This window comes from Streptomyces sp. NPDC046925, from assembly GCF_040644915.1.
Classification (GTDB): domain Bacteria; phylum Actinomycetota; class Actinomycetes; order Streptomycetales; family Streptomycetaceae; genus Streptomyces.
In genome coordinates, this window is the sequence record NZ_JBEYWZ010000001.1 from 679,016 (window position 1) to 699,437 (window position 20,422).

A 20,422-nucleotide genomic window follows, 5' to 3' on the forward strand; every position below is an offset into this window, starting at 1 on the left:
GTCAGGCGCCGCGCCAGGCCTTGGTCAACTCCACCGTTCTGGCCGCGAGTTCGCTGATCCGTACGCCGTCGAAGCCGAACACGGCACTGCGCACCCGGTCTTCGAGCGGGTCCCGCCACTGCGCGGGGATCGCCCTTGCCCCGCACAGCACCCCCGCGACGGACCCGGCGGTCGCGCCGTTCGAATCGGTGTCGAGGCCGCCGCGCACGGTCAGGGCGATGGTGCGGGTGAAGTCGCCGCCGCCGTAGAGGAGCCCGGCCGTCAGGACGGCCGAGTTCGGCACCACATGGATCCAGCCGAGCCCGGAGGTCTCGGCCTCGGTGGTGGCGAGGGTCTCCTCCCAGCCGAGCCCGGCCTCGTGCAGCGCGACGACCCGGCGCACCGTACGGGCGAGACGGCAGCCCGAGGGGATCACCCCGAACGCCGCGTCGAGCGCGGCCCGCGGGGAGGCCGCGTCGAACGCGGCCGAGACGAGCGCCGCCGCCCACATCGCCCCGTACACGCCGTTGCCGGTGTGCGAGAGCACCGCGTCACGGCGGGCGAGGGAAGCGGCGCGGCGCGGGGCGCCGGGGTTCGTCCAGCCGAAGATGTCGGCGCGGATGAGGGCGCCGATCCACTCCTGGCAGGAGTTCTCGTACGTCGCGGTGAGCGGCGGTTTGAGTCCGTTCGCGAGATTCCGGTACGCGGCGCGCTCGGCGGTGAACGTCTGGAGATAGGGCAGGCACAGCAGCCACAGCTCGCCGACCTGTTCGGTGCTGAAGTCGGGTCCGTGCGTCTCCAGGAGATGGAGCCCGAGGATCGCGTAGTCGACGTCGTCGTCACGGCAGCCGCCGTGCACCCCGCCGCGCACGCAACTCTGCCACTCGGGCCGCAGCTGGAACTCCTCCACCCAGGAGGGAGGCCGGGGGAGATAGTCGGTGAGCGGCAGCGCGTCGGCCTGCCGCAGATAGCGCTCGATGCGCTCACGCGTCCAGTAGTCGCCCCGCTCGATCGGTTTGCCGAGCATGTTGCCCGCGATCCGCCCGATCCAGCCGCCGAGAACGCGGTCGGCGAGTTCCGTATGCGCTGGGGTCATGCGTCCGGTCTATCGAATTCCGGGCGCCGTGCGCGGTCAACGCGACCGGTTCGGCGTGGAGCGTGAGACGTTTGTCTGGTTTTCGATCGGGGGTGCGATCGAGAGTGCGATCGGCGGCTGCTGATCGATCATTCTCGCACTTTCGTGCACTGCTATAGGGCCTTTTAGCCTGATTTAAAGGGGAGGGACGGGACTCCGATATGCGGACGGCCATGGGCAGGCGGCCCCTCCTGCGGTTATGGTCGCAGCGGCGCGACTGCCTTGACGCGAGCAAGGCCCGGAAAGCAAGGGGATGCAAGGTGGCGGACGCTGCTGGGACGGCGGGGCATGTGCTCATCGCCGCGGACAAGTTCAAGGGATCGCTCACGGCCGTACAGGTCGCGGAGCGGGTGACGGCCGGGCTCCGCCGCGTCGCCCCGCAGGTGGAGGTCGAGGCCCTGCCGGTCGCCGACGGCGGCGACGGCACGGTCGCCGCGGCGGTCGCGGCCGGATTCGAACGCCGTGAGGTACGGGTGACGGGCCCGCTCGGCGACCAGGTCACCGCGGCATACGCGCTGCGGGACGGGACCGCGGTCGTGGAGATGGCGGAGGCGTCCGGCCTCCAGCTCCTTCCCGAGGGCGTCTTCGCCCCGCTCACCTCCACGACGTACGGCTCCGGTGAGCTGCTGCGCGCCGCGCTGGACGCGGGCGCGCGGACGATCGTCTTCGGCGTCGGCGGCAGCGCCACGACGGACGGCGGCGCCGGCATGCTGGCCGCGCTCGGCGCGGTGTTCCTGGACGCGGCGGGGGAGCCGGTGGCGCCCGGCGGCGGCCCGCTGGCCTCGCTGGCCACGGCGGACCTGTCCGGGCTCGACAAGCGGTTCGCCTCGGTGGACCTGGTCCTCGCCAGCGACGTGGACAATCCGCTGACGGGTCCCAAGGGCGCCCCCGCGGTGTACGGGCCGCAGAAGGGGGCTTCCCCCGAGGACGTGGCCGAGCTGGACGCGGCCCTCGCGCACTTCGCGCGGGTGCTCTCCGAGTCGGCCGGTTCCGCCGCCCTGGAGTACGCCGAGTCGCCGGGAGCCGGAGCGGCGGGTGGCATCGGCTACGGCGCTCTCGTCGGGCTCGGGGCGAGTTTCCGGCCCGGGATCGAGGTCATGCTGGACGTCCTGGGCTTCGCCCCCGCCCTTGCCCGGGCCACGCTGGTGATCACCGGGGAGGGGTCGCTGGACGAGCAGACCCTGCACGGCAAGGCTCCCGCGGGGGTCGCCGCGGCGGCGCGTGCCGCGGGCGTCGAGGTCGTCGCGGTCTGCGGCCGCCTCGCCCTGCCGGCGGAGGTGCTCGGCAAGGCGGGCATCCGCCGTGCGTACGCGCTCACCGACGTGGAGCCGGATGTGGCCCGGTGCATTGCCGAGGCGGGGCCCATTCTGGAGACCGTGGCGGAGGGCATCGCCCGGGATTTCCTGGGCTGAGGCGGGGAGGCGGGGGGAAGCGATCCCTGCGGGGCTTTCCCCAATCCCGCCCCTTCCCGAAACCATGGGGCTCCGCCCCCTGGACCCCCGACAAGATGTCCTCAAACGCCGGACGGGCTGGAAGATTCAGCCCGTCCGGCGTTTGAGGACGAGCTCGGCGGAGCCGGCGATGGCGGTGCGCCCGAGTGCCGGGGACAGAGAAGCCGCTCTAGCCCGGCGCCAGCCGGTACGCGTCCAAAGCCAGCGTCATCTCCATGAGGTCCCGTGGGCGTGCGAGTGAGCGTGATGTCAGTTGTTCCAGGCGCCGCAGGCGGTTGAACACCGTGTTGCGGTGGCAGTACAGGCGGCCCGCGGCCCGCCCCGCGGACCCCTCGCACAGCAGCCACGCGTCCAGCGTCTCCAGGAGCACCGCCCGGTCGGCCGGCTCCAGGGCGAGGACCTCGCCGAAGACATCCGACACCAGGCGCCCCGCCAGCTCCGGCTGGCTCACCACCAGAGCCGTCGGCATCCGCTGATCGAGCCGTACGATCCCGGCCGCGTCCGGCGGGCACGTACGCAGCGCCAGTTCGGCCAGGCGCCGCGCGTGCCCCAGTTCGGCCAGGCCCGCCACCACGGGGCTGATGCCGCCGGGCCCCGGGCACCGCCCCTCCAGCGCGGCGGCCAGCTCGTCAAGCCCCTCCGCGTCACCGAGCGCCACCACCCCCACCTCGCGGTCCGTCCGCATCCGCCAGACGAAGCGGAACCCGGCCCGCTGGATCTGCCGGTGGAACGCGGCGCGTCCGTCCCGCCGCTCGGCGCGCAGCACCACCACCGCGTACGGCCCCCGCTCCGGCAGATCGAGCCCCGCGGCCACCTGCGAGGCGAGCCCCGGCCCCGACTGGCCCTCAAGGAGCGCGTCGAGCAGCGCCTGCAACTGCTCGTCGGTGCGCCGCCGCAGCTCCATCTCCGTGGCCCGGTACGCGTCGGACGCGGCCGCCGCCTGCGCGTCGACCGCCGACCACACCATCGTCGCCGACCGCATCAGGACCGCCAGCTTCTCCGGATCCCGGCCCACGGCGCCGTCGAGCAGCGAGTCCCAGACCAGATAGCCCGCGCTGCGGTACGCATGCACCACCAGATCCAGCGGCAGCCCCTGCTGGGCCCGGCGCCGGCCCGCCTCCTCCGCGTACTCCAGATCGCGACGCGGCGACGCCCGCGGCGCCGAGATGGTCTCGATGCCGATCCGCATCGCCTCCTCCGCCTCCCGCCACTGCTGATCGTGCGGAAGCACCCGCGCGTACACCGGCGAGTGCTCGAAGAGCTGCCGCAGATGTTCGTCCACCAGATCGGGGATGCGGGGGAGCAGCGCGACACACGCCTCCTCGAGCACCTTCCAGTCGTGGCCCGTACGAGGTCTGCGTCCGCTCATGGAACCCCCATCACCGCCGCCGTCCGAGTCTCCGTGCTGCGGAGGATGCCATCGCCCGACCACCCCTGGCAGGCCCCTGACACGCGGTGTTGTGCCCGTGCACAACGGGCGGCCGGTACCGCTGGTCACCCGCAGCGATTCGGAGGCAGGCCGTGGACGGGCGGGCGCGGCGGTGCTGGGGTGAGCGCCACGCACAGGGCCGTGCGGCACCGGCGGCCACGCGCAACGAGCAGGGCAGGCAGAGGACAGGGGGGTCCCAGGTGGGTGGTTCCGGACTGGTCGTACAGGACGCGTCGGTCGGATACGGACCGGTACGCGCACTGCGCCAGGTGTCGCTCGAAGTACCGGACGGCGCCGTGGTCGCCGTCCTCGGCGGCAACGGCGCGGGCAAGTCGACGCTCCTGCGCGCCATTTCACGCACCCTCGGCTTCCACCGGGGGGCGCTCACCACCGGCTCCATCCACTTCGGCGGACGGCGCATCGACGGACTCCACGCGGACCGGGTGGTCGCCGCCGGAGTCTCCCAAGTACCGGAAGGAAGGCAGGTGTTCGCCCGGATGACCGTCGCCGACAACCTGCGGGCGGGCGCGCTCGGCTCCGCGGGAAGCCGGGGCGCGAAGGACACGGCCCTGAGCCGCGTCCATGAACTCTTCCCCGTGCTCGCCGAACGCGCGGGCCAGCGGGCCGGGCTCCTGTCCGGCGGCGAGCAGCAGATGCTGGCGGTGGCGAGGGCGTTGATGGCCTCGCCCAAGCTGCTGCTCCTGGACGAACCGTCGCTCGGGCTCGCCCCGCTGATGGCGGCGCGCATCGCCGAGACCATCCAGGAGATCAACGCCCAGGGCACCGCGGTCCTCCTCGTCGAGCAGAACGCGGCCCTCGCGCTGCGCCTCGCGTCGAGCGCGTACGTCCTGGACGTCGGCGAGGTGGCACTCGCGGGAGCGGCGGACGATCTCGCCGCCTCCGACGAGGTGCGCCGCCGCTACCTCGGCGTGGTCGACGAGACCGCCGCGGCCGACGCCTCGCGGGGCGTCGGCGCGGGTGCCGGCGCGCTGCCGGTGCTGAAGCGATGGGCGGGCCGGCGATGACCGAGGACCGCATGGCGCCCGAAGCGCCGCCCGTGGACAGGGACGACGTGCCCGCCCTCGAAGTGCGGGACCTGACCGTCCGCTTCGCGGGCCTCACCGCCCTCGACGCCGTCAGCTTCACCGTCAGGCCCGGCACCGTGCACGCCGTCATCGGACCCAACGGCGCGGGCAAGTCGACCTGCTTCAACGTCCTGTCCGGCGTGTACAGGGCCACCGGCGGCAGCGTCCGTCTCGGCGAGCACGAGCTGACGGCGATGCCTCCGCACCGCATCGCGGGCCTCGGCGTCGCCCGGATCTTCCAGAACCTCGCCCTGCCGCCGCGCGCCACGGTCGCCGACAGTCTGATGCTCGGCCGCCACCGCCTGACACGCACGGGATTCGTCGCCGCGGGACTCCGCCTCCCATCGGCCGCGCGCGAGGAGCGCGAGCATCGCGAACGGGTGCGCGAGATAGCGGCGTTCGTGGGCATCGAGCACCAACTCCACGCCCCGGCGGGCTCCTTGCCGTACGGGCAGCAGAAACTCGCGGAACTGGCCCGCGCCCTGTGCATGGAGCCCCGGCTGCTCCTGCTCGACGAGCCCGTCGCGGGCATGACCGCGGACGAGCGCCGCCGCACGGCGGCCGTCATCGCGGGCGTCCGCGACAGCCTCGGAATCTCGATCGTCCTGGTGGAACACGACATGGGGGTGGTGATGCGGCTCGCGGACGCGGTGACCGTACTGGACTTCGGCAAGCGCATAGCGGACGGCGCCCCGGCGGCCGTACAGAACGACCCGGCGGTCGTGCGCGCCTACCTGGGCGAGGAGGCCGCCTCATGACCACCTTCGTCGAGCTTCTTCTCAACGGGCTCTCGATGGGCTCCGTCTACGCCCTCATCGCCCTCGGCTTCGTCGTCATCTTCCGGGCCACCGAAGTCGTGAACTTCGCGCACGCCTCGCTGCTCCTGGCGGGCGGCTACATCACCGCCGTCCTCCACGACGACATCGGCTTCTGGGCGGCGCTGCTCGTCGGCATCGCCGGCGCGGCCGTCGTCGGGGCGGCCATCGAGTTCCTGGTCATGCGGCGCTACCGCGGCTCCGACCACAGCGTCCTCGCCATCGTCACCATCGGCGTCGACATCCTGCTCACCACCGAGCTCACCCGGCGCCTGGGCACCGACGTGCTCGCGCTCGGCGATCCCTGGGGCGACTCCGTGCTCACCATCGGCTCGGTCTCCATCGCCCACACGCGGATCGCCGCGTTCGTCGCCGCCGCGCTGCTCATCACCGTCTTCCTGCTCGCCTTCCGCTACACCTCCTGGGGCGTGGCCATGCGGGCCGCCGCCGAGAGCCCGGAGACCGCGGCCCTGATGGGCGTGCGCCTGGGCCGGGTCTCGCTCGGCGCCTGGGCGGTCGCGGGAGGCCTCGCCGCCGTCGCGGCGCTCTTCCTCACCGTCTTCCCGACGCCGGGGCTCGAACGGGCCACCTCACTGGCCGCCCTGAAGGCCTTCCCCGCCGCGATCCTCGGCGGGCTCGACTCCACCACGGGCGCACTCGTCGGCGGGCTCGTCGTGGGCGTCACCGAGTCGCTCGCCACCGGCTACCAGAGCGAGCTCACGTTCCTGGGAAGGGGCCTGGGCGATCTCGCGCCCTACCTCGTGATGACCGTCATCCTCCTCATCCGGCCCGCCGGACTCTTCGGCACGAAGGAGCTCACCCGTGTCTGAAGTCCTGGCCCGCGGACGCGAGCTGCGCTCCCGCAACCGCACGAGGCTGACCCGCCCGCGCACGTACGTCTGGATCGCGGGGACCGTGCTCCTGCTCGCCCTGCCCTTCTACCTCGACCGGTTCTGGCTCCAGGCGGGCCTGTTCGCCATGGCGGCCGCGATCGGCGCGATCGGCCTCAATCTCCTCACCGGCGCGACCGGCCAGCTCTCCATGGGGCACGCCTTCTTCCTCGCGATCGGCGCGTACGGATACTGCGTCTTCGCGGGGGACGGCGAGGGCGGCCTGACCGGCCTCGGTCTTCCCACCTGGATCGCGGCCACCCTCGCGGTCGGTGTCGCGGGGATCGCGGGCGGCCTGTTCAGCCCCATCGCGGGACGCCTGCGCGGCGCCTACCTCGGCATCGCGACCCTCGCGCTGATCTTCATCGGGCAGCACGTGCTCTTCAACGCCCACGATCTGACCGGCGGCTCCAACGGACGCGACGTACCGCCCCTGAGCGTCTTCGGCATCACCTTCGACGACAGCGAGGTCGTCGTGGCCGCCGTGCCGTTCGGGGCGTCGGAGAAGCTCTGGTACGCCGGGCTCGTCCTGCTCTTCGGCTGCGGGCTCTTCGCTCGCGGCGTGCTGCGCGGGCGGCCGGGACGCGCCATGAACGCGATCCGCGACCACCGCATCGCCGCCGGCGTCATCGGGGTGCCCGTGGCCCGCTACCGCGCGGGCGTCTTCGTCCTGTCGTCGATGTACGCGGGCCTCGCCGGTGTCCTGCTCGCCCTCGTCTTCCAGCGCACCGTGCCGGACTACTTCGGCATCACGCTGTCCCTCGAATACCTCGCCATGATCGTTATCGGCGGGCTCGGCTCGGTGGCGGGCGCGGTGGCCGGTGCCGCCGCCGTCTCCCTGCTGCCGCAGCTCCTGACCCGGTACAGCGACGCGCTGCCCCTGGTCTCGGCCCCCGGTACCGGCGGGATCACACCGGGCGAGGCGTCCCGGTATCTGTACGGCGCCGCCGTCGTGGCGGTGGTCCTTTTCCTGCCCGGCGGTCTGGCCAGCATCGCCGCCCGGCGCTCCAGGCCGAAGTCCGGCCACACTCCAGGGGAGGAACATTGAGTTCAGGCACATCGAAAAGGGCGAAAAGGGTGAAAAGGTCCGCCGCGACGGTGACGGCGCTCGCCGCGCTGCTCGCGGTGGCGGGCTGCAGCTCGAAGGCGGGGGACGGCGAGGGCGCCAAGGAGGACGCGGGCGGGGTCAAGGCCGGCGTCGGCGTCTCCGCCAAGACGATCGATCTCGGTGTGCTCACCGACATGACCGGCGTCTACGCGACCCTCGGCAAGAGCGTCACCCAGGCCCAGCAGCTCTACGTCAAGCAGACCAACGCCGACGGCGGCATCTGCGGCCGCAAGCTGAAGCTGACCGTCCGCGACCACGCCTACGACCCCCAGAAGGCGGTCGCCGCGTACACCGAGCTGGAGCCCGAGGTCCTCGGCTTCGCCCAGTTCATCGGCTCCCCGTTCGTCGCCGCGGTCGAGCAGCGGGTCGACGCCGACAAGGCGCTCGTCCTGCCGCAGGCCTGGTCGGCGAACCTCCTGGGCAGCTCGTACGTCCGGGTCGTCGGCTCGACGTACGACCTGGAGACGATCAACGCGATCGACTTCCTGATGAAGGAGAAGGGCCTCAAGAAGGGCAACAAGCTCGGGCATGTCTACTTCGAGGGCGACTACGGCGAGAACGCCCTCAAGGGCTCGCGGTACATGGCGAAGAAGTCGGGCCTCACCGTCGTCGAGCAGAAGATCAAGGCGACCGACAACGACATGACGGCGCAGGTCGCGGCCTTGAAGAAGGCGGGCGTGAAGGGCATCGTCATCAGCGCGGGGCCCCGGCAGGCGGCCTCGCTGGTGGGTGTCGCCGCGGCGGGCAGGTTCGATGTGCCGATCATCGGCAACAACTCGGCGTTCGCCCCCCAGCTCCTGGGCACCCAGGCGGGCCCGGCCCTGGCCAAGAACTACTACGTGGCCTCGCCGACCCTCCCGATCGGCGCCGACACCGCGGCGGCGAAGAAGCTGGTCACCGACTACAAGGCGGCCTACCCGAAGGACTCCCTGGACAACGGCGTGACCGCCGGCTGGACCGCGGCGTCCATCTTTGGCGAGGCGCTGAAGAAGGCGTGCGAGAGCAAGGACCTCACGCGTGAGGGCGTCGACAAGGCGCTCTTGACCATCAGCGACTACGACACGGGTTTCGGCGTCTCGCAGGACTTCAGCGACCCCAAGGCGCCCTCCTCGAAGGAGAGCGTCATCCTGCGCCCCGACAAGAGCGCGACGGGCGGCATGAAGGTGGTCCGCGAGCCGGGCGCCGCCGACGCGACGGAGGGCTACACGGCGGGCGGCTGAGACGTGTAGCCCGTCCGGCGTCTGAGGACGAGCCCGAAGGGCGATGGACGGCACGCGAAGGGGGCCCGAACCAATTGGTTCGGGCCCCCTTCGAAACCGTTCGAGCGCCGCTACGGCAACTGCGCCGCCCGCGCCTCACGCCGGTTGCCCCGGAAGTTGTTCACGCGGCGGGCCGTGGCGAAGAGCGGGATGACCGCGCCGAGCACCAGCTGGAGCGCGCAGCCGGTCTGGAGCAGCAGCTGTCCGCCCGGTGCCTCGAAGGCCCAGGCCGCGAGCAGACCCATGGCCGCGACGATCCACGCGAGCATCGCCACCGCCAGCGGGCCACGCGGCTTGGGGTACTCGACCCGGCTGACCATGAGCCACGCCGTGCCGATGATCGCAAGGAGCGTCGCCACGAAGGGCAGCTCCAGAAGCACGATCGAGACGACCGTGAGCGCGCCGAAGGGCGAGGGCATGCCCTGGAAGGTGCCGTCCTTCACGGTCACGCAACTGAACCGCGCAAGCCGCAGCACCACCGCCAGGAGCACCACGATCGCCCCCACCGCGGCGACTCTCTGGTGCGCGTCGTCGGCGACCATGCCGTACACGAGTACGAAGTACGCGGGGGCCAGACCGAAGCTGATCAGGTCCGACAGGTTGTCGAGCTCGGCGCCCATCGGCGAGGACCGCAGCTTGCGCGCCACGAGCCCGTCGAAGAGGTCGAAGACGGCCGCGCAGAGCATCAGGATCACGGCGGTCGCGGCGGAGTGCCGGGCCATGCCGCTCTCGTTGCTGCCCTGGAGGTGCGGGATGAGGATGCCGGTGGTGGTGAAGTACACCGCCATGAACCCGCACGTGGCGTTACCGAGCGTGAGGGTGTCCGCTATCGAGAGGCGGAGTGAGAGAGGCATCTCCTCGTCGGCCTCGTCCTCGGCCGCCTCGGGCACCCAGCCCGCTTGTGTCTCTGGATCAACCACGGTCAATTCGAGTCACCCCAGCCACGGTCTTCTGACCGACCTCGACGTCCACGTCGACACCCTCGGGGAGATAGATGTCCACGCGGGAGCCGAAGCGGATCAGGCCGATCCGTTCTCCTTGCTCCACCTTCGTGCCCTGCGGCACGTAAGGAACGATGCGCCGCGCCACCGCGCCCGCGATCTGAATCATCTCGATGTCACCGAGCTCGGTGTCGAAGTGCCAGACAACGCGCTCGTTGTTCTCGCTCTCCTTGTTGAACGCCGGGACGAACCCACCGGGGATGTGCTCCACGGACGTCACCGTGCCCGCGAGGGGCGCGCGGTTGACGTGGACGTTCAGCGGGCTCATGAAGATCGCGACGCGGGTGCGCCCGTCCTTCCACGGCATGATGCTCTGCACCACGCCGTCGGCGGGCGAGATGACCCGGCCCTGTGCGATCTCGCGCTCGGGGTCGCGGAAGAACCACAGCATGCCCGCCGCCAGAGCGGTGGCGGGTACGGCTACGGCAGCAGCAACGCCCGGCTTGGACGCGCGACGCGCGCGGACGAGGCTGAGTGCCGCGGTGGCGACAGTCGGCAGGAGCCACGGCGATGCTCCCCGCGCAAGGCGTACGCCAGCGAGGCTGTCGCGTGGTGCAGAGGTTTGGCTGTGGGGCATGGATGACCTTCGTAGCGGATGATGCCGCGCAGTTAACGGGGGACGGCGGCTTTTTCCGGATGGTATCGGTTGCGAGCCACAACTGGGCAAGCCAGGAAGCGGAGTCGACGGCCGAAGACTGCTGACAGGGTGTGACCTTCTTCTCGACGAAACCGCCCCAAAGCGGGCATTTAGCCCTGGAGTCGATACTCTTCGAGCAGTCGGCGTCCAATGATCATCTTCTGGATCTCGGCGGTACCTTCGCCGATCAACAGCATCGGAGCCTCACGGTACAGGCGCTCGATCTCATACTCCTTGGAGAAGCCGTAACCGCCATGAATCCGGAACGCGTCCTCTACGACTTCTTTGCAGTATTCGGAGGCGAGGTACTTCGCCATCCCTGCTTCGAGGTCGTTTCGTTCCCCGGAGTCCTTTTTGCGTGCTGCATTCACCATCATCGCATGTGCGGCCTCGACCTTGGTAGCCATCTCGGCCAGCTTGAACTGGATCGCCTGGTGCTGAGCGATCGCCTTGCCGAAAGTGTGACGTTGCTGGGCATACGAGACACCGAGCTCAAATGCACGCTGAGCGACACCGCAGCCACGCGCCGCGACATTTACCCGACCGACTTCGACGCCGTCCATCATTTGGTAAAAACCGCGACCGGTTTCCCCGCCGAGCACGCGATTGGCCGGAATTCGTAGCCCGTTCATGACGAGTTCGGTCGTGTCGACGCCCTTGTAACCCATCTTGTCGATCTTGCCGGGGATGGTGAGGCCGGGGCGGACCTCACCGAAACCGGGCTCCTTCTCGACGAGGAAGGTCGTCATCGACTTGTGGGGCGCCGTGCCCTCGGGGTGTCCTTCGTCACTCCGGCACAGGACGGCGACCAGCGTCGACGTTCCGCCGTTCGTGAGCCACATCTTCTGACCGTCGAGGACGTACTCGTCGCCGTCCTTGACGCCCTTGGACGTGATCGCCGACACGTCCGAGCCGAGCCCCGGCTCCGACATGGAGAACGCGCCGCGCACCTCGCCGGCCGCCATGCGCGGCAGGAAGGTGTCCTTCTGCTCCTGTGTCCCGTGCTGCTTGAGCATGTAGGCCACGATGAAGTGGGTGTTGATGATGCCGGAGACCGACATCCAGCCACGCGCTATTTCCTCGACGCACAGGGCGTACGTGAGCAGCGACTCGCCCAGACCGCCGTACTCCTCCGGGATCATCAGTCCGAAGAGGCCCAACTCCTTGAGACCGTCGACGATCGCTTGCGGGTACTCGTCGCGGTGCTCGAGCTCCGTGGCGACAGGGATGATCTCCTTGTCGACGAAGTCCCGGACGGTGGAGAGGATCTCCTGCTGGATGTCCGTGAGACCTGCGGTCTGCGCGAGTCGGCTCATGGCTACTTCTCCTGCTGCTCGAGTTCCGGGCGGCCGGGCTGCTCGCCGCCGCGCTCCTTGATGTACGTCTCGGTGGGGACCATCACCTTGCGGCGGAACACGCAGACCAGCGTGCCGTCCTGCTTGTAGCCCTTGGTCTCCACGTGGACGATCCCGCGGTCCGACTTGGACTTCGACGGCTTCTTGTCCAGGACCGTGGTCTCGCCGTAGATCGTGTCGCCGTGGAAGGTCGGCGCCACGTGCTTGAGCGACTCCACCTCCAGGTTGGCGATCGCCTTGCCCGAGACGTCCGGCACGGACATGCCCAGAAGCAGCGAGTAGATGTAGTTCCCCACGACGACGTTCTTCCCGAAGTCCGTCGTCTTCTCCGCATAGTTGCTGTCCATGTGGAGGGGGTGGTGGTTCATCGTCAGGAGGCAGAAGAGGTGGTCGTCGTACTCGGTGACCGTCTTTCCGGGCCAGTGCTTGTAGACGTCCCCGACGGTGAACTCTTCGTAGGTGCGGCCGAACTGCATGTCAGGCCTCCGGGATCTCGAACTTGGAGGTACGGGTCATGCCCGCGGCCCGGCCCTTGCCCGAGATGACGAGCGCCATCTTGCGGCTGGCCTCGTCGATCATCTCGTCGCCCAGCATCGCGGAGCCCTTCTTGCCGCCCGCCTCGGAGGTGCAGTAGTCGTACGCGTCCAGGATCAGCTCGGCGTGGTCGAAGTCCTCCTGGGAGGGCGAGAAGACCTCGTTGGCCGCCTCGACCTGGCCGGGGTGCAGCACCCACTTGCCGTCGAAGCCGAGGGCCGCGGCACGGTTCGCGACCTCGCGGTAGCCGTCGACGTTCTTGATCTGGAGGTAGGGGCCGTCGATCGCCTGGAGGTTGTTGGCGCGCGCCGCCATCAGGATCTTCATCAGGATGAAGTGGTAGGCGTCGGCCGGGTAGCCGGGCGGCTGCTCGCCGACGACCAGGGACTTCATGTTGATGGACGCCATGAAGTCGGCCGGGCCGAAGATGATGGTCTCCACGCGCGGCGATGCCTCGGCGATCGCGTTGACGTTGTTGAGGCCCTGCGCGTTCTCGATCTGCGCCTCGATGCCGATCTTGCCGACCTCGAAGCCCATCGTCTTCTCGATCTGCGTGAGCAGGAAGTCGAGAGCGACGACCTGGTCGGCGCTCTGCACCTTCGGCAGCATGATGCAGTCGAGGTTCTGGCCCGCGCCCTCGACGACCGTGACGACGTCGCGGTACGTCCACTCGGTCGTCCAGTCGTTGACGCGCACGACCCGCGTCTTGCCCGTCCAGTCGCCCTCGTTGAGGAACTTGACGATGGTGTGCCTGGCCTCCGGCTTGGCCAGCGGCGCGCAGGCGTCCTCCAGGTCCAGGAAGACCTGGTCGGCGGGCAGGCCCTGGGCCTTCTCCAGGAAGCGCGGGTTCGAACCCGGTACCGCGAGACAGGAGCGGCGCGGACGAAGGCGGTTGATGGGCGCGGTCATGCGGGGACCTCCAGAGGGTCGAGCTTGTTCGCTTTCCGGATCTCGTCGACGATACGGCCGATGATCTCGGTGATACCGAAGTCCTTGGGGGTGAAAACGGCGGCGACACCCGCCGCCTTCAGGTCCTCGGCGTCGCTGTTGGGGATGATGCCGCCCGCGATGACGGGGATGTCGGGCGCGCCCGCCTCACGCAGCCGCACGAGCACGTCGGGCACGAGCTGCGCGTGGGAGCCGGAGAGGATCGAGAGGCCCACGGCGTGCACGTCCTCGGCCAGGGCGGCGTCGACGATCTGCTCGGGGGTGAGCCTGATGCCCTGGTAGACCACCTCGAAGCCGGCGTCACGCGCACGCACCGCGATCTGCTCGGCCCCGTTGGAGTGCCCGTCCAGGCCCGGCTTGCCGACCAGGAAGCGCAGCTTTCCGGTGCCGAGGTCGGCGGCGGTCCGTGCGACCTTGTCCCGGACCAGGGCGAGCGGCGTGCCCGCTTCCGCGGTGACGGCCACCGGGGCGCTGGAGACGCCCGTGGGTGCCCGGAACTCCCCGAAGACCTCCCGCAGGGCCCCGGCCCACTCTCCGGTCGTCACACCGGCGCGTGCGCACTCCAGGGTGGCTTCCATGAGGTTGCCGGTGCCCGCGGCGACCTCCTTGAGCTTCTCCAGGGCCTTGCAGGGCCGCGGGTGGTTGAACGGCGGCTGGTAGCGCGTGTCGCGCCAGGTCCCCAGGGCCTTCACGACGCGGTTCTCCACGGCCGGGTCGACCGTCATGATCGCGGTGTCCAGGTCGGCGGTGAGCGGGTTCGGCTCGGTGGACTCGTAGGCGTTGACGCCGACGATCTTCTCGTCGCCCGACTCGATGCGTGCCCTGCGCTCGGCGTGCGAGGAGACCAGCTGCGACTTCAGGTAGCCGGACTCGACGGCGGCCATCGCGCCGCCCATCTGTTCGATGCGGTCGATCTCGGCGAGCGACTCCTCGACGAGGGAGTCCACCTTGGCCTCGATGACGTGCGAGCCCGCGAAGATGTCCTCGTACTCCAGGAGATCGCTCTCCAGGGCGAGCACCTGCTGGATGCGCAGCGACCACTGCTGGTCCCACGGCCGGGGCAGCCCCAGGGCCTCGTTCCAGGCGGGCAGCTGCACGGCACGCGCGCGTGCGTCCTTGGAGAGCGTGACGGCCAGCATCTCCAGGACGATGCGCTGGACGTTGTTCTCGGGCTGCGCCTCGGTCAGGCCCAGCGAGTTGACCTGCACGCCGTAGCGGAAGCGGCGCTGCTTGGGGTCGGTGATGCCGTACCGCTCGCGCGTGATGCGGTCCCAGATGCGGCCGAACGCCCGCATCTTGCACATCTCCTCGATGAAGCGGACGCCCGCGTTCACGAAGAAGGAGATGCGGGCGACGACGTCACCGAACTTCTCCGGGGGCACCTGCCCCGAGTCGCGCACGGCGTCGAGCACGGCGACGGCGGTGGACATCGCGTAGGCGATCTCCTGCACCGGAGTGGCCCCGGCCTCCTGCAGGTGGTAGCTGCAGATGTTGATGGGGTTCCACTTGGGGATGTTCGCCACCGTGTACGTGATCATGTCGGTGGTCAGGCGGAGGGAGGGCCCCGGCGGGAAGACGTGCGTCCCGCGCGAGAGGTACTCCTTGACGATGTCGTTCTGCGTCGTCCCCTGGAGCCGCGTGATGTCCACGCCCTGCTCCTCCGCGACCACCTGATAGAGCGCCAGGAGCCACATGGCCGTGGCGTTGATCGTCATCGAGGTGTTCATCTGGTCCAGGGGGATGTCCTGGAAAAGACGCCGCATGTCGCCGACGTGCGAGACGGGGACCCCGACCCGGCCGACCTCGCCGCGGGCGAGGATGTGGTCCGGGTCGTAGCCCGTCTGCGTGGGCAGGTCGAACGCGACCGAGAGGCCCGTCTGACCCTTGGCGAGGTTGCGACGGTACAGCTCGTTGGACGCCTCGGCCGTGGAGTGACCGGCATAGGTCCGCATGAGCCACGGCCGGTCCTTCTGACGCTCTGTCATGTGCGAACCCTCAGTCCTCAGACGTTCCGGAAGCGGTTGATCGCGTCGACGTGCTTGGCCCGCATCTCCGGGTCGCGCACGCCCAGGCCTTCCCGGGGCGCGAGGGCGAGGACGCCGACCTTGCCCTGGTGGAGGTTGCGGTGCACGTCGTAGGCGGCCTGGCCGGTGTCCTCCAGGGAGTAGACCCGGGAGAGGGTGGGGTGGATCTTGCCCTTGGCGATCAGCCGGTTGGCCTCCCAGGCTTCGCGGTAGTTGGCGAAGTGCGAGCCCACGATCCGCTTCAGGGACATCCACAGGTAGCGGTTGTCGTACTCGTGGTGGTAGCCCGAGGTCGAGGCACAGGTGACGATCGTGCCGCCCTTGCGGGTGACGTAGACCGAGGCGCCGAAGGTCTCGCGGCCCGGGTGCTCGAAGACGATGTCGACGTCCTCGCCGCCGGTCAGCTCGCGGATGCGCTTGCCGAAGCGCTTCCACTCGCGGGGGTCCTGCTCGTGCTCGTTCTTCCAGAACTTGTAGCCCTCGGCGTTGCGGTCGATGACCGCCTCGGCGCCCATGGCCTCGCAGATGGCGGCCTTCTCCGGGCTGGAGACGACACAGATGGGGTTGGCGCCGCCGGCCAGGGCGAACTGGGTGGCGTAACTGCCGAGCCCGCCGCTCGCGCCCCAGATCAGGACGTTGTCGCCCTGCTTCATGCCGGCGCCGTTGCGCGAGACGAGCTGGCGGTAGGCGGTGGAGTTCACCAGGCCGGGCGAAGCGGCCTCCTCCCAGCTCAGGTGGTCCGGCTTGGGCATGAGCTGGTTGGACTTGACCAGGGCGATCTCGGCGAGGCCGCCGAAGTTGGTCTCGAAGCCCCAGATGCGCTGCTCGGGGTCGAGCATCGTGTCGTTGTGGCCGTCCGAGGACTCCAGCTCGACCGAGAGACAGTGCGCGACGACCTCGTCACCGGGGTTCCAGGCGTTCACGCCGGGGCCGGTGCGCAGCACGACGCCCGCGAGGTCGGAGCCGATGATGTGGTACGGCAGGTCGTGGCGCTTGGTGAGCTCGCTCAGCCGGCCGTAGCGCTCCAGGAAGCTGAAGGTGGAGACCGGCTCGAAGATCGAGGTCCACACGGAGTTGTAGTTGACCGAGGAGGCCATCACGGCCACCAGGGCCTCGCCAGGGCCGAGTTCGGGGACCGGCACGTCGTCCAGGTGGATCGACTTGCGGGGGTCCTTGTCGCGGGTCTCCAGGCCCGCGAACATCTCCGCCTCGTCCTTGTGCACGGTGATCGCGCGGTACGAGTCGGGCAGGGGGAGAGCGGCGAAGTCGGCGGACGTGGAGTCCGGCGACTGGATCGCGTCCAGGATTTCCTTCACGGTTTTGCCTCCGGCGAAGTGCGGCCCCCTTTGAGGGGATCACGCTCTTGAGGGTTACGTCGGGTGCTGCTGGTGCTTGTGAGGGTGTGCCGTCGGTTCGGCGAAGGGTGTTGCTCGGCAGCGCTTGGTGTGGCGCGGGAGGTTGCCTGTGACGCAGGCGTCCGGGCACACGAGCCGTGGCTTGCGGGGACAGCCGGCGTACGAAGGTTCTCTGCACGCCGGCCGCCCGGACAACATCAACGTATGACACCGCGTGCCAGTGAGCAAGACACTGAGTGCCATGAATTTTTGATGGATGATCGATCAGTGCAGGTCAGGGGGTGTGGCGGCATGCTAGAGGGGGCGCTACCCGTGGGTAGCGCCCCCTCAAAAGCCCAGGACGAAAGTGGCGAAAACGGAATCTACTGCTCCCGCAACGCCTTCTCGATCGTCCGCATGATCTCGTCCAGCGGTGCGTCCGTACGGGCCACGGTGACCAGCACATCGCCACCCGTGCTCACCGACGCGGCCGGAGCCGTCGTGGTGTCACGGCCCGCCCCGATGCCCGAACCGAAGGTCCTGCGGACGATGGCGAAGGCATGGTCCAATTGGGCCTCCACGTCGCCCTGGCCGCCCGCACGCAGCCAGCGCCGCAGCACGTGGTTGTGCGCGGTCACCACCGCCGACGCCGCGACCTCGGCGAGCAGCGGGTCGTCGTTGCCGTCGTGGTGGGCCTGCTCGTCGAAGTGGCCCAGGAGATAGCGCGTGAAGAGCCGCTCATAGCGGGCCACCGAGGCGATCTCGCGCTCGCGCAGTGTGGGCACCTCGCGCGTCAGGCGGTAGCGCTCGACGGACACGGCGGGCGATGCCGCGTACATCTTCATGACTTCCTTGATGCCCCGGCACACCGTGTCCAGCGGGTGCTCGTGCGGCGGCGCCGCGTTCAGGACCGCCTCCGCCCGGATCAGCGTGTCGTCGTGGTCCGGGAAGATCGCCTCTTCCTTGGAGCGGAAGTGCCGGAAGAAGGTCCGGCGGGCGACGCCGGCCTGCGCGGCGATCTCGTCGACCGTCGTCGCCTCGTACCCCTTGGACGCGAAGAGCTCCATCGCGGCCGCCGCCAGTTCCCGGCGCATCTTGAGCCGTTGGGCGGCGGCGCGGCTGCCGGCCGCGCTCTCGGGAGCGTCGGGCGTAGCGGGCGTAGCGGGCGTACGTGAGGACTTGGCGGCCTTGGGCATGACCCGAACGTACTGCATATGCGCAGCCGAGTGCTCCCGCGGGACGGGGCCGCCCGATGGTTCGAGCAGCCCGCCCCAGTACGCGCGCGGTCTTTCCTCAGGTGCGCCGCCGTCCGATTCCGGCCTACCGCCGCGCATATTCGCGGAAGCCGCGGCCGGTCTTGCGGCCGAGGCAGCCCGCGGCCACCAGGTGTTCGAGCAGCGGTGCGGGGGCGAGGCCCGGGTCGCGGAACTCGCGGTGCAGGACCTTCTCGATGGCGAGCGAGACATCCAGGCCGACGACGTCCAGGAGCTCGAAGGGGCCCATGGGGTAGCCGCCGCCGAGCTTCATCGCGGCGTCGATGTCGTCGAGCGTCGCGTAGTGCTCCTGGACCATCTTGACCGCGTTGTTGAGGTAGGGGAACAGGAGCGCGTTCACGATGAAGCCCGCGCGGTCGCCGCAGTCCACCGGGTGCTTCTTGATGGTCGCGCAGACCTGACGCACCGTCGCGTGCACGTCGTCGTCCGTGAGGACCGTGCGGACCACCTCGACCAGCTTCATGGCCGGCGCCGGATTGAAGAAGTGCATGCCGATCACGTCACCGGGACGCGAGGTGGCGCGGGCGCAGGCGACGACCGGCAGCGACGAGGTGGTGGTCGCCAGGATCGCGCCCGGCTTGCACACCTTGTCGAAGGCCGCGAACAGCTGCTGCTTGATCTCCAGGTCCTCGGCGACCGCCTCCAGGGCCAGATCGACGTCGGCGAACGCGTCGTACGTGCCCGCCGGAGTGATCCGGTCCAGGGTCTTGGCCGCGGTCTCCGCCGTCATCCGCCCCTTGTCGACGGAGCGCGAAAGCGACTTGCCGATACGGGACTTGGCCTTCTCGGCCTTCTCCTCGCTGCGCGCGGCGAGCACCACGTCGTAACCGGCCTTGGCGAACACCTCGGCGATGCCCGACGCCATGGTCCCGGAGCCCGCCACACCGACCGAGCGGATCGTGCGCCCGCCGTTCTGCCGGCCGTCCTGCGGCGGGGTCAGCGCATCGCGCACGACGGTCGAACTGCCCGGCTGCTCGTACGAGTAGAAGCCGCGCCCCGACTTGCGGCCGGTCAGGCCCGCCTCGCTGAGCTGCTTGAGGATCGGGGCGGGCGCGTGAAGCCGGTCGTGCGACTCGGAGTACATCGCGTCCAGGACCGTGCGGGCGGTGTCGACGCCGATCAGGTCGAGCAGGGCGAGCGGGCCCATCGGCAGACCGCAGCCCAGTCGCATCGCGGCGTCGATGTCCTCGCGGGACGCGTACTTCGCCTCGTACATCGCCGCTGCCTGGTTGAGGTAGCCGAAGAGCAGGCCGTCGGCGACGAAGCCGGGCCGGTCGCCGACCGCGACGGGCTCCTTGCCGAGCGCGTACGCCAGGTCGGTGACGGAGGCGACCGCCGCGGGGGCGGTCAGCACGGAGGAGACCACCTCGACCAGCTTCATCGCGGGTGCCGGGTTGAAGAAGTGCAGGCCGAGCACCCGCTCGGGGCGCGCAGACTCGGCGGCCAGCCGGGTCACGGACAGCGCGTTCGTGCCGGTCGCGATGATCGTCTCGGGGCGCACGACGGCGTCGAGTTCGCGGATGAGCTGCTGCTTGATCTCGTACGACTCCGGGGCGACCTCGATCACCAGGTCGGCGTCGGCCGCGGCCTGGAGGTCGGTGAACGTACGGATGCGGGCGAGCGCGTCACGCCGCTCGTCCTCGGTGAGCTGCGCACGGCGCACGGCTCGCGCGGTCGACGACTCGATGGCCGACACCGCCTGGGCGCCCGCGGCCTCGCTGATGTCGATGCCGATGACCTCGCGTCCCGCGCGGGCCAGGACCTCGGCGATGCCGGTGCCCATCGTGCCGAGACCGATCACGGCGACGGTGTTCAAGGGAGTGTCCATGGGTGGACTCCAGGAAGTGAGTGACGACTGAGGGGCGCACGCGGTGCGCGGCGACGGCGGCGCGGCGTACGGAGGGGGAGCTGCTGCGTGTCGTGACCGGGCGGCGGAAGGCGCACGCCCGTGAGGAGTCGACCGGCTCTGTCCCGAAGCCGCGTCGTACTGGGTGGAGCTGAGGTGCTCGGAGCACCGAACCGACAAGCACTCGCACCGGCTGCGTCACCAGGCCGCTGCGAGGTAGAAAACTGCTGACGAGGAGTGTGCCCCGCTCACATGAGATTAACCGGCGAGTAACGAGCGCGCCAGTCCCCGGGGTTTGTGATCTGCATCGCGGATAGG

At 69.9% G+C, this 20,422-nt stretch carries 17 protein-coding genes; 6 read left to right on the forward strand and 11 right to left on the reverse strand.

Annotated elements, in window-relative coordinates:
* Position 1: 1 nt before the first annotated feature.
* Positions 2-1,075: an ADP-ribosylglycohydrolase family protein gene (locus ABZ906_RS02855; RefSeq protein ID WP_361376553.1), complete on the reverse strand. Its 1,074-nt coding sequence runs from the start codon at positions 1,073-1,075 to the stop codon at positions 2-4.
* A 299-nt stretch (positions 1,076-1,374) separates the two neighbouring features.
* On the opposite strand from ABZ906_RS02855, the gene ABZ906_RS02860 reads away from it, so the two are divergent.
* Entirely contained in the window at positions 1,375-2,526 is a 1,152-nt protein-coding gene (locus tag ABZ906_RS02860; RefSeq protein WP_361376556.1) for a glycerate kinase, read from the forward strand.
* 208 nt (positions 2,527-2,734) lie between these two features.
* On the opposite strand, the gene ABZ906_RS02865 is transcribed toward ABZ906_RS02860, so the two are convergent.
* Positions 2,735-3,934, reverse strand: coding sequence for a helix-turn-helix domain-containing protein (locus ABZ906_RS02865; protein WP_361197993.1), 1,200 nt, complete (start codon positions 3,932-3,934; stop codon positions 2,735-2,737).
* A 260-nt stretch (positions 3,935-4,194) separates the two neighbouring features.
* On the opposite strand from ABZ906_RS02865, the gene ABZ906_RS02870 reads away from it, so the two are divergent.
* From ABZ906_RS02870 to ABZ906_RS02890, 5 genes are read left to right on the forward strand one after another with little or no spacing between them, the layout of a single operon-like run.
* Positions 4,195-5,019 (forward strand): ABC transporter ATP-binding protein, encoded by an 825-nt coding sequence (locus ABZ906_RS02870; RefSeq protein WP_361376559.1) that lies wholly within the window; start codon positions 4,195-4,197, stop codon positions 5,017-5,019.
* Complete coding sequence (locus ABZ906_RS02875) at positions 5,016-5,837, forward strand: ABC transporter ATP-binding protein (RefSeq protein WP_361376562.1); 822 nt, start codon at positions 5,016-5,018, stop codon at positions 5,835-5,837. Before ABZ906_RS02870 ends, ABZ906_RS02875 begins: the two co-directional genes overlap by 4 nt.
* Positions 5,834-6,724: a branched-chain amino acid ABC transporter permease gene (locus ABZ906_RS02880; RefSeq protein ID WP_361198002.1), complete on the forward strand. Its 891-nt coding sequence runs from the start codon at positions 5,834-5,836 to the stop codon at positions 6,722-6,724. The genes ABZ906_RS02875 and ABZ906_RS02880 overlap by 4 nt, the downstream gene beginning before the upstream one ends.
* A 46-nt stretch (positions 6,725-6,770) precedes the next feature.
* A complete protein-coding gene (locus ABZ906_RS02885) occupies positions 6,771-7,832 on the forward strand; it encodes a branched-chain amino acid ABC transporter permease (RefSeq protein ID WP_361198307.1) in 1,062 nt (353 codons plus the stop codon).
* 29 nt (positions 7,833-7,861) lie between these two features.
* A complete protein-coding gene (locus ABZ906_RS02890; protein WP_361376565.1) occupies positions 7,862-9,112 on the forward strand; it encodes an ABC transporter substrate-binding protein in 1,251 nt (416 codons plus the stop codon).
* Positions 9,113-9,222: 110 nt separating this feature from the next.
* Here ABZ906_RS02890 and pssA read toward each other — a convergent pair whose 3' ends face one another.
* The 9 genes from pssA to ABZ906_RS02935 all read right to left on the reverse strand — a co-directional run bounded on the left by pssA (position 9,223) and on the right by ABZ906_RS02935 (position 20,086).
* On the reverse strand, positions 9,223-10,077 hold the full coding sequence (pssA, locus tag ABZ906_RS02895) for a CDP-diacylglycerol--serine O-phosphatidyltransferase (RefSeq protein ID WP_190080876.1): 855 nt from the start codon (positions 10,075-10,077) through the stop codon (positions 9,223-9,225).
* On the reverse strand, positions 10,064-10,729 hold the full coding sequence (locus ABZ906_RS02900; protein WP_361198008.1) for a phosphatidylserine decarboxylase: 666 nt from the start codon (positions 10,727-10,729) through the stop codon (positions 10,064-10,066). Before ABZ906_RS02900 ends, pssA begins: the two co-directional genes overlap by 14 nt.
* 170 nt (positions 10,730-10,899) lie before the next feature.
* The gene (locus ABZ906_RS02905; RefSeq protein WP_361198011.1) at positions 10,900-12,105 is read right to left on the reverse strand and encodes an acyl-CoA dehydrogenase family protein; all 1,206 of its coding nucleotides are present in this window, start codon (positions 12,103-12,105) and stop codon (positions 10,900-10,902) included.
* 2 nt (positions 12,106-12,107) lie between these two features.
* Positions 12,108-12,620: a MaoC family dehydratase gene (locus tag ABZ906_RS02910; RefSeq protein WP_361376568.1), complete on the reverse strand. Its 513-nt coding sequence runs from the start codon at positions 12,618-12,620 to the stop codon at positions 12,108-12,110.
* 1 nt (position 12,621) lies between these two features.
* A complete protein-coding gene (locus ABZ906_RS02915; RefSeq protein ID WP_361198017.1) occupies positions 12,622-13,587 on the reverse strand; it encodes a CoA ester lyase in 966 nt (321 codons plus the stop codon).
* Positions 13,584-15,611 carry a methylmalonyl-CoA mutase family protein gene (locus ABZ906_RS02920; protein ID WP_361198020.1) on the reverse strand — a complete coding sequence of 676 codons (2,028 nt, stop codon included), beginning with the start codon at positions 15,609-15,611 and terminating at the stop codon, positions 13,584-13,586. Before ABZ906_RS02920 ends, ABZ906_RS02915 begins: the two co-directional genes overlap by 4 nt.
* A gap of 17 nt (positions 15,612-15,628) precedes the next feature.
* A complete protein-coding gene (ccrA, locus tag ABZ906_RS02925) occupies positions 15,629-16,966 on the reverse strand; it encodes a crotonyl-CoA carboxylase/reductase (protein ID WP_361198023.1) in 1,338 nt (445 codons plus the stop codon).
* A gap of 401 nt (positions 16,967-17,367) precedes the next feature.
* Complete coding sequence (locus tag ABZ906_RS02930) at positions 17,368-18,180, reverse strand: TetR family transcriptional regulator (RefSeq protein WP_361376571.1); 813 nt, start codon at positions 18,178-18,180, stop codon at positions 17,368-17,370.
* A gap of 124 nt (positions 18,181-18,304) precedes the next feature.
* A complete protein-coding gene (locus tag ABZ906_RS02935) occupies positions 18,305-20,086 on the reverse strand; it encodes a 3-hydroxyacyl-CoA dehydrogenase family protein (RefSeq protein ID WP_361376574.1) in 1,782 nt (593 codons plus the stop codon).
* Positions 20,087-20,422: the final 336 nt, after the last annotated feature.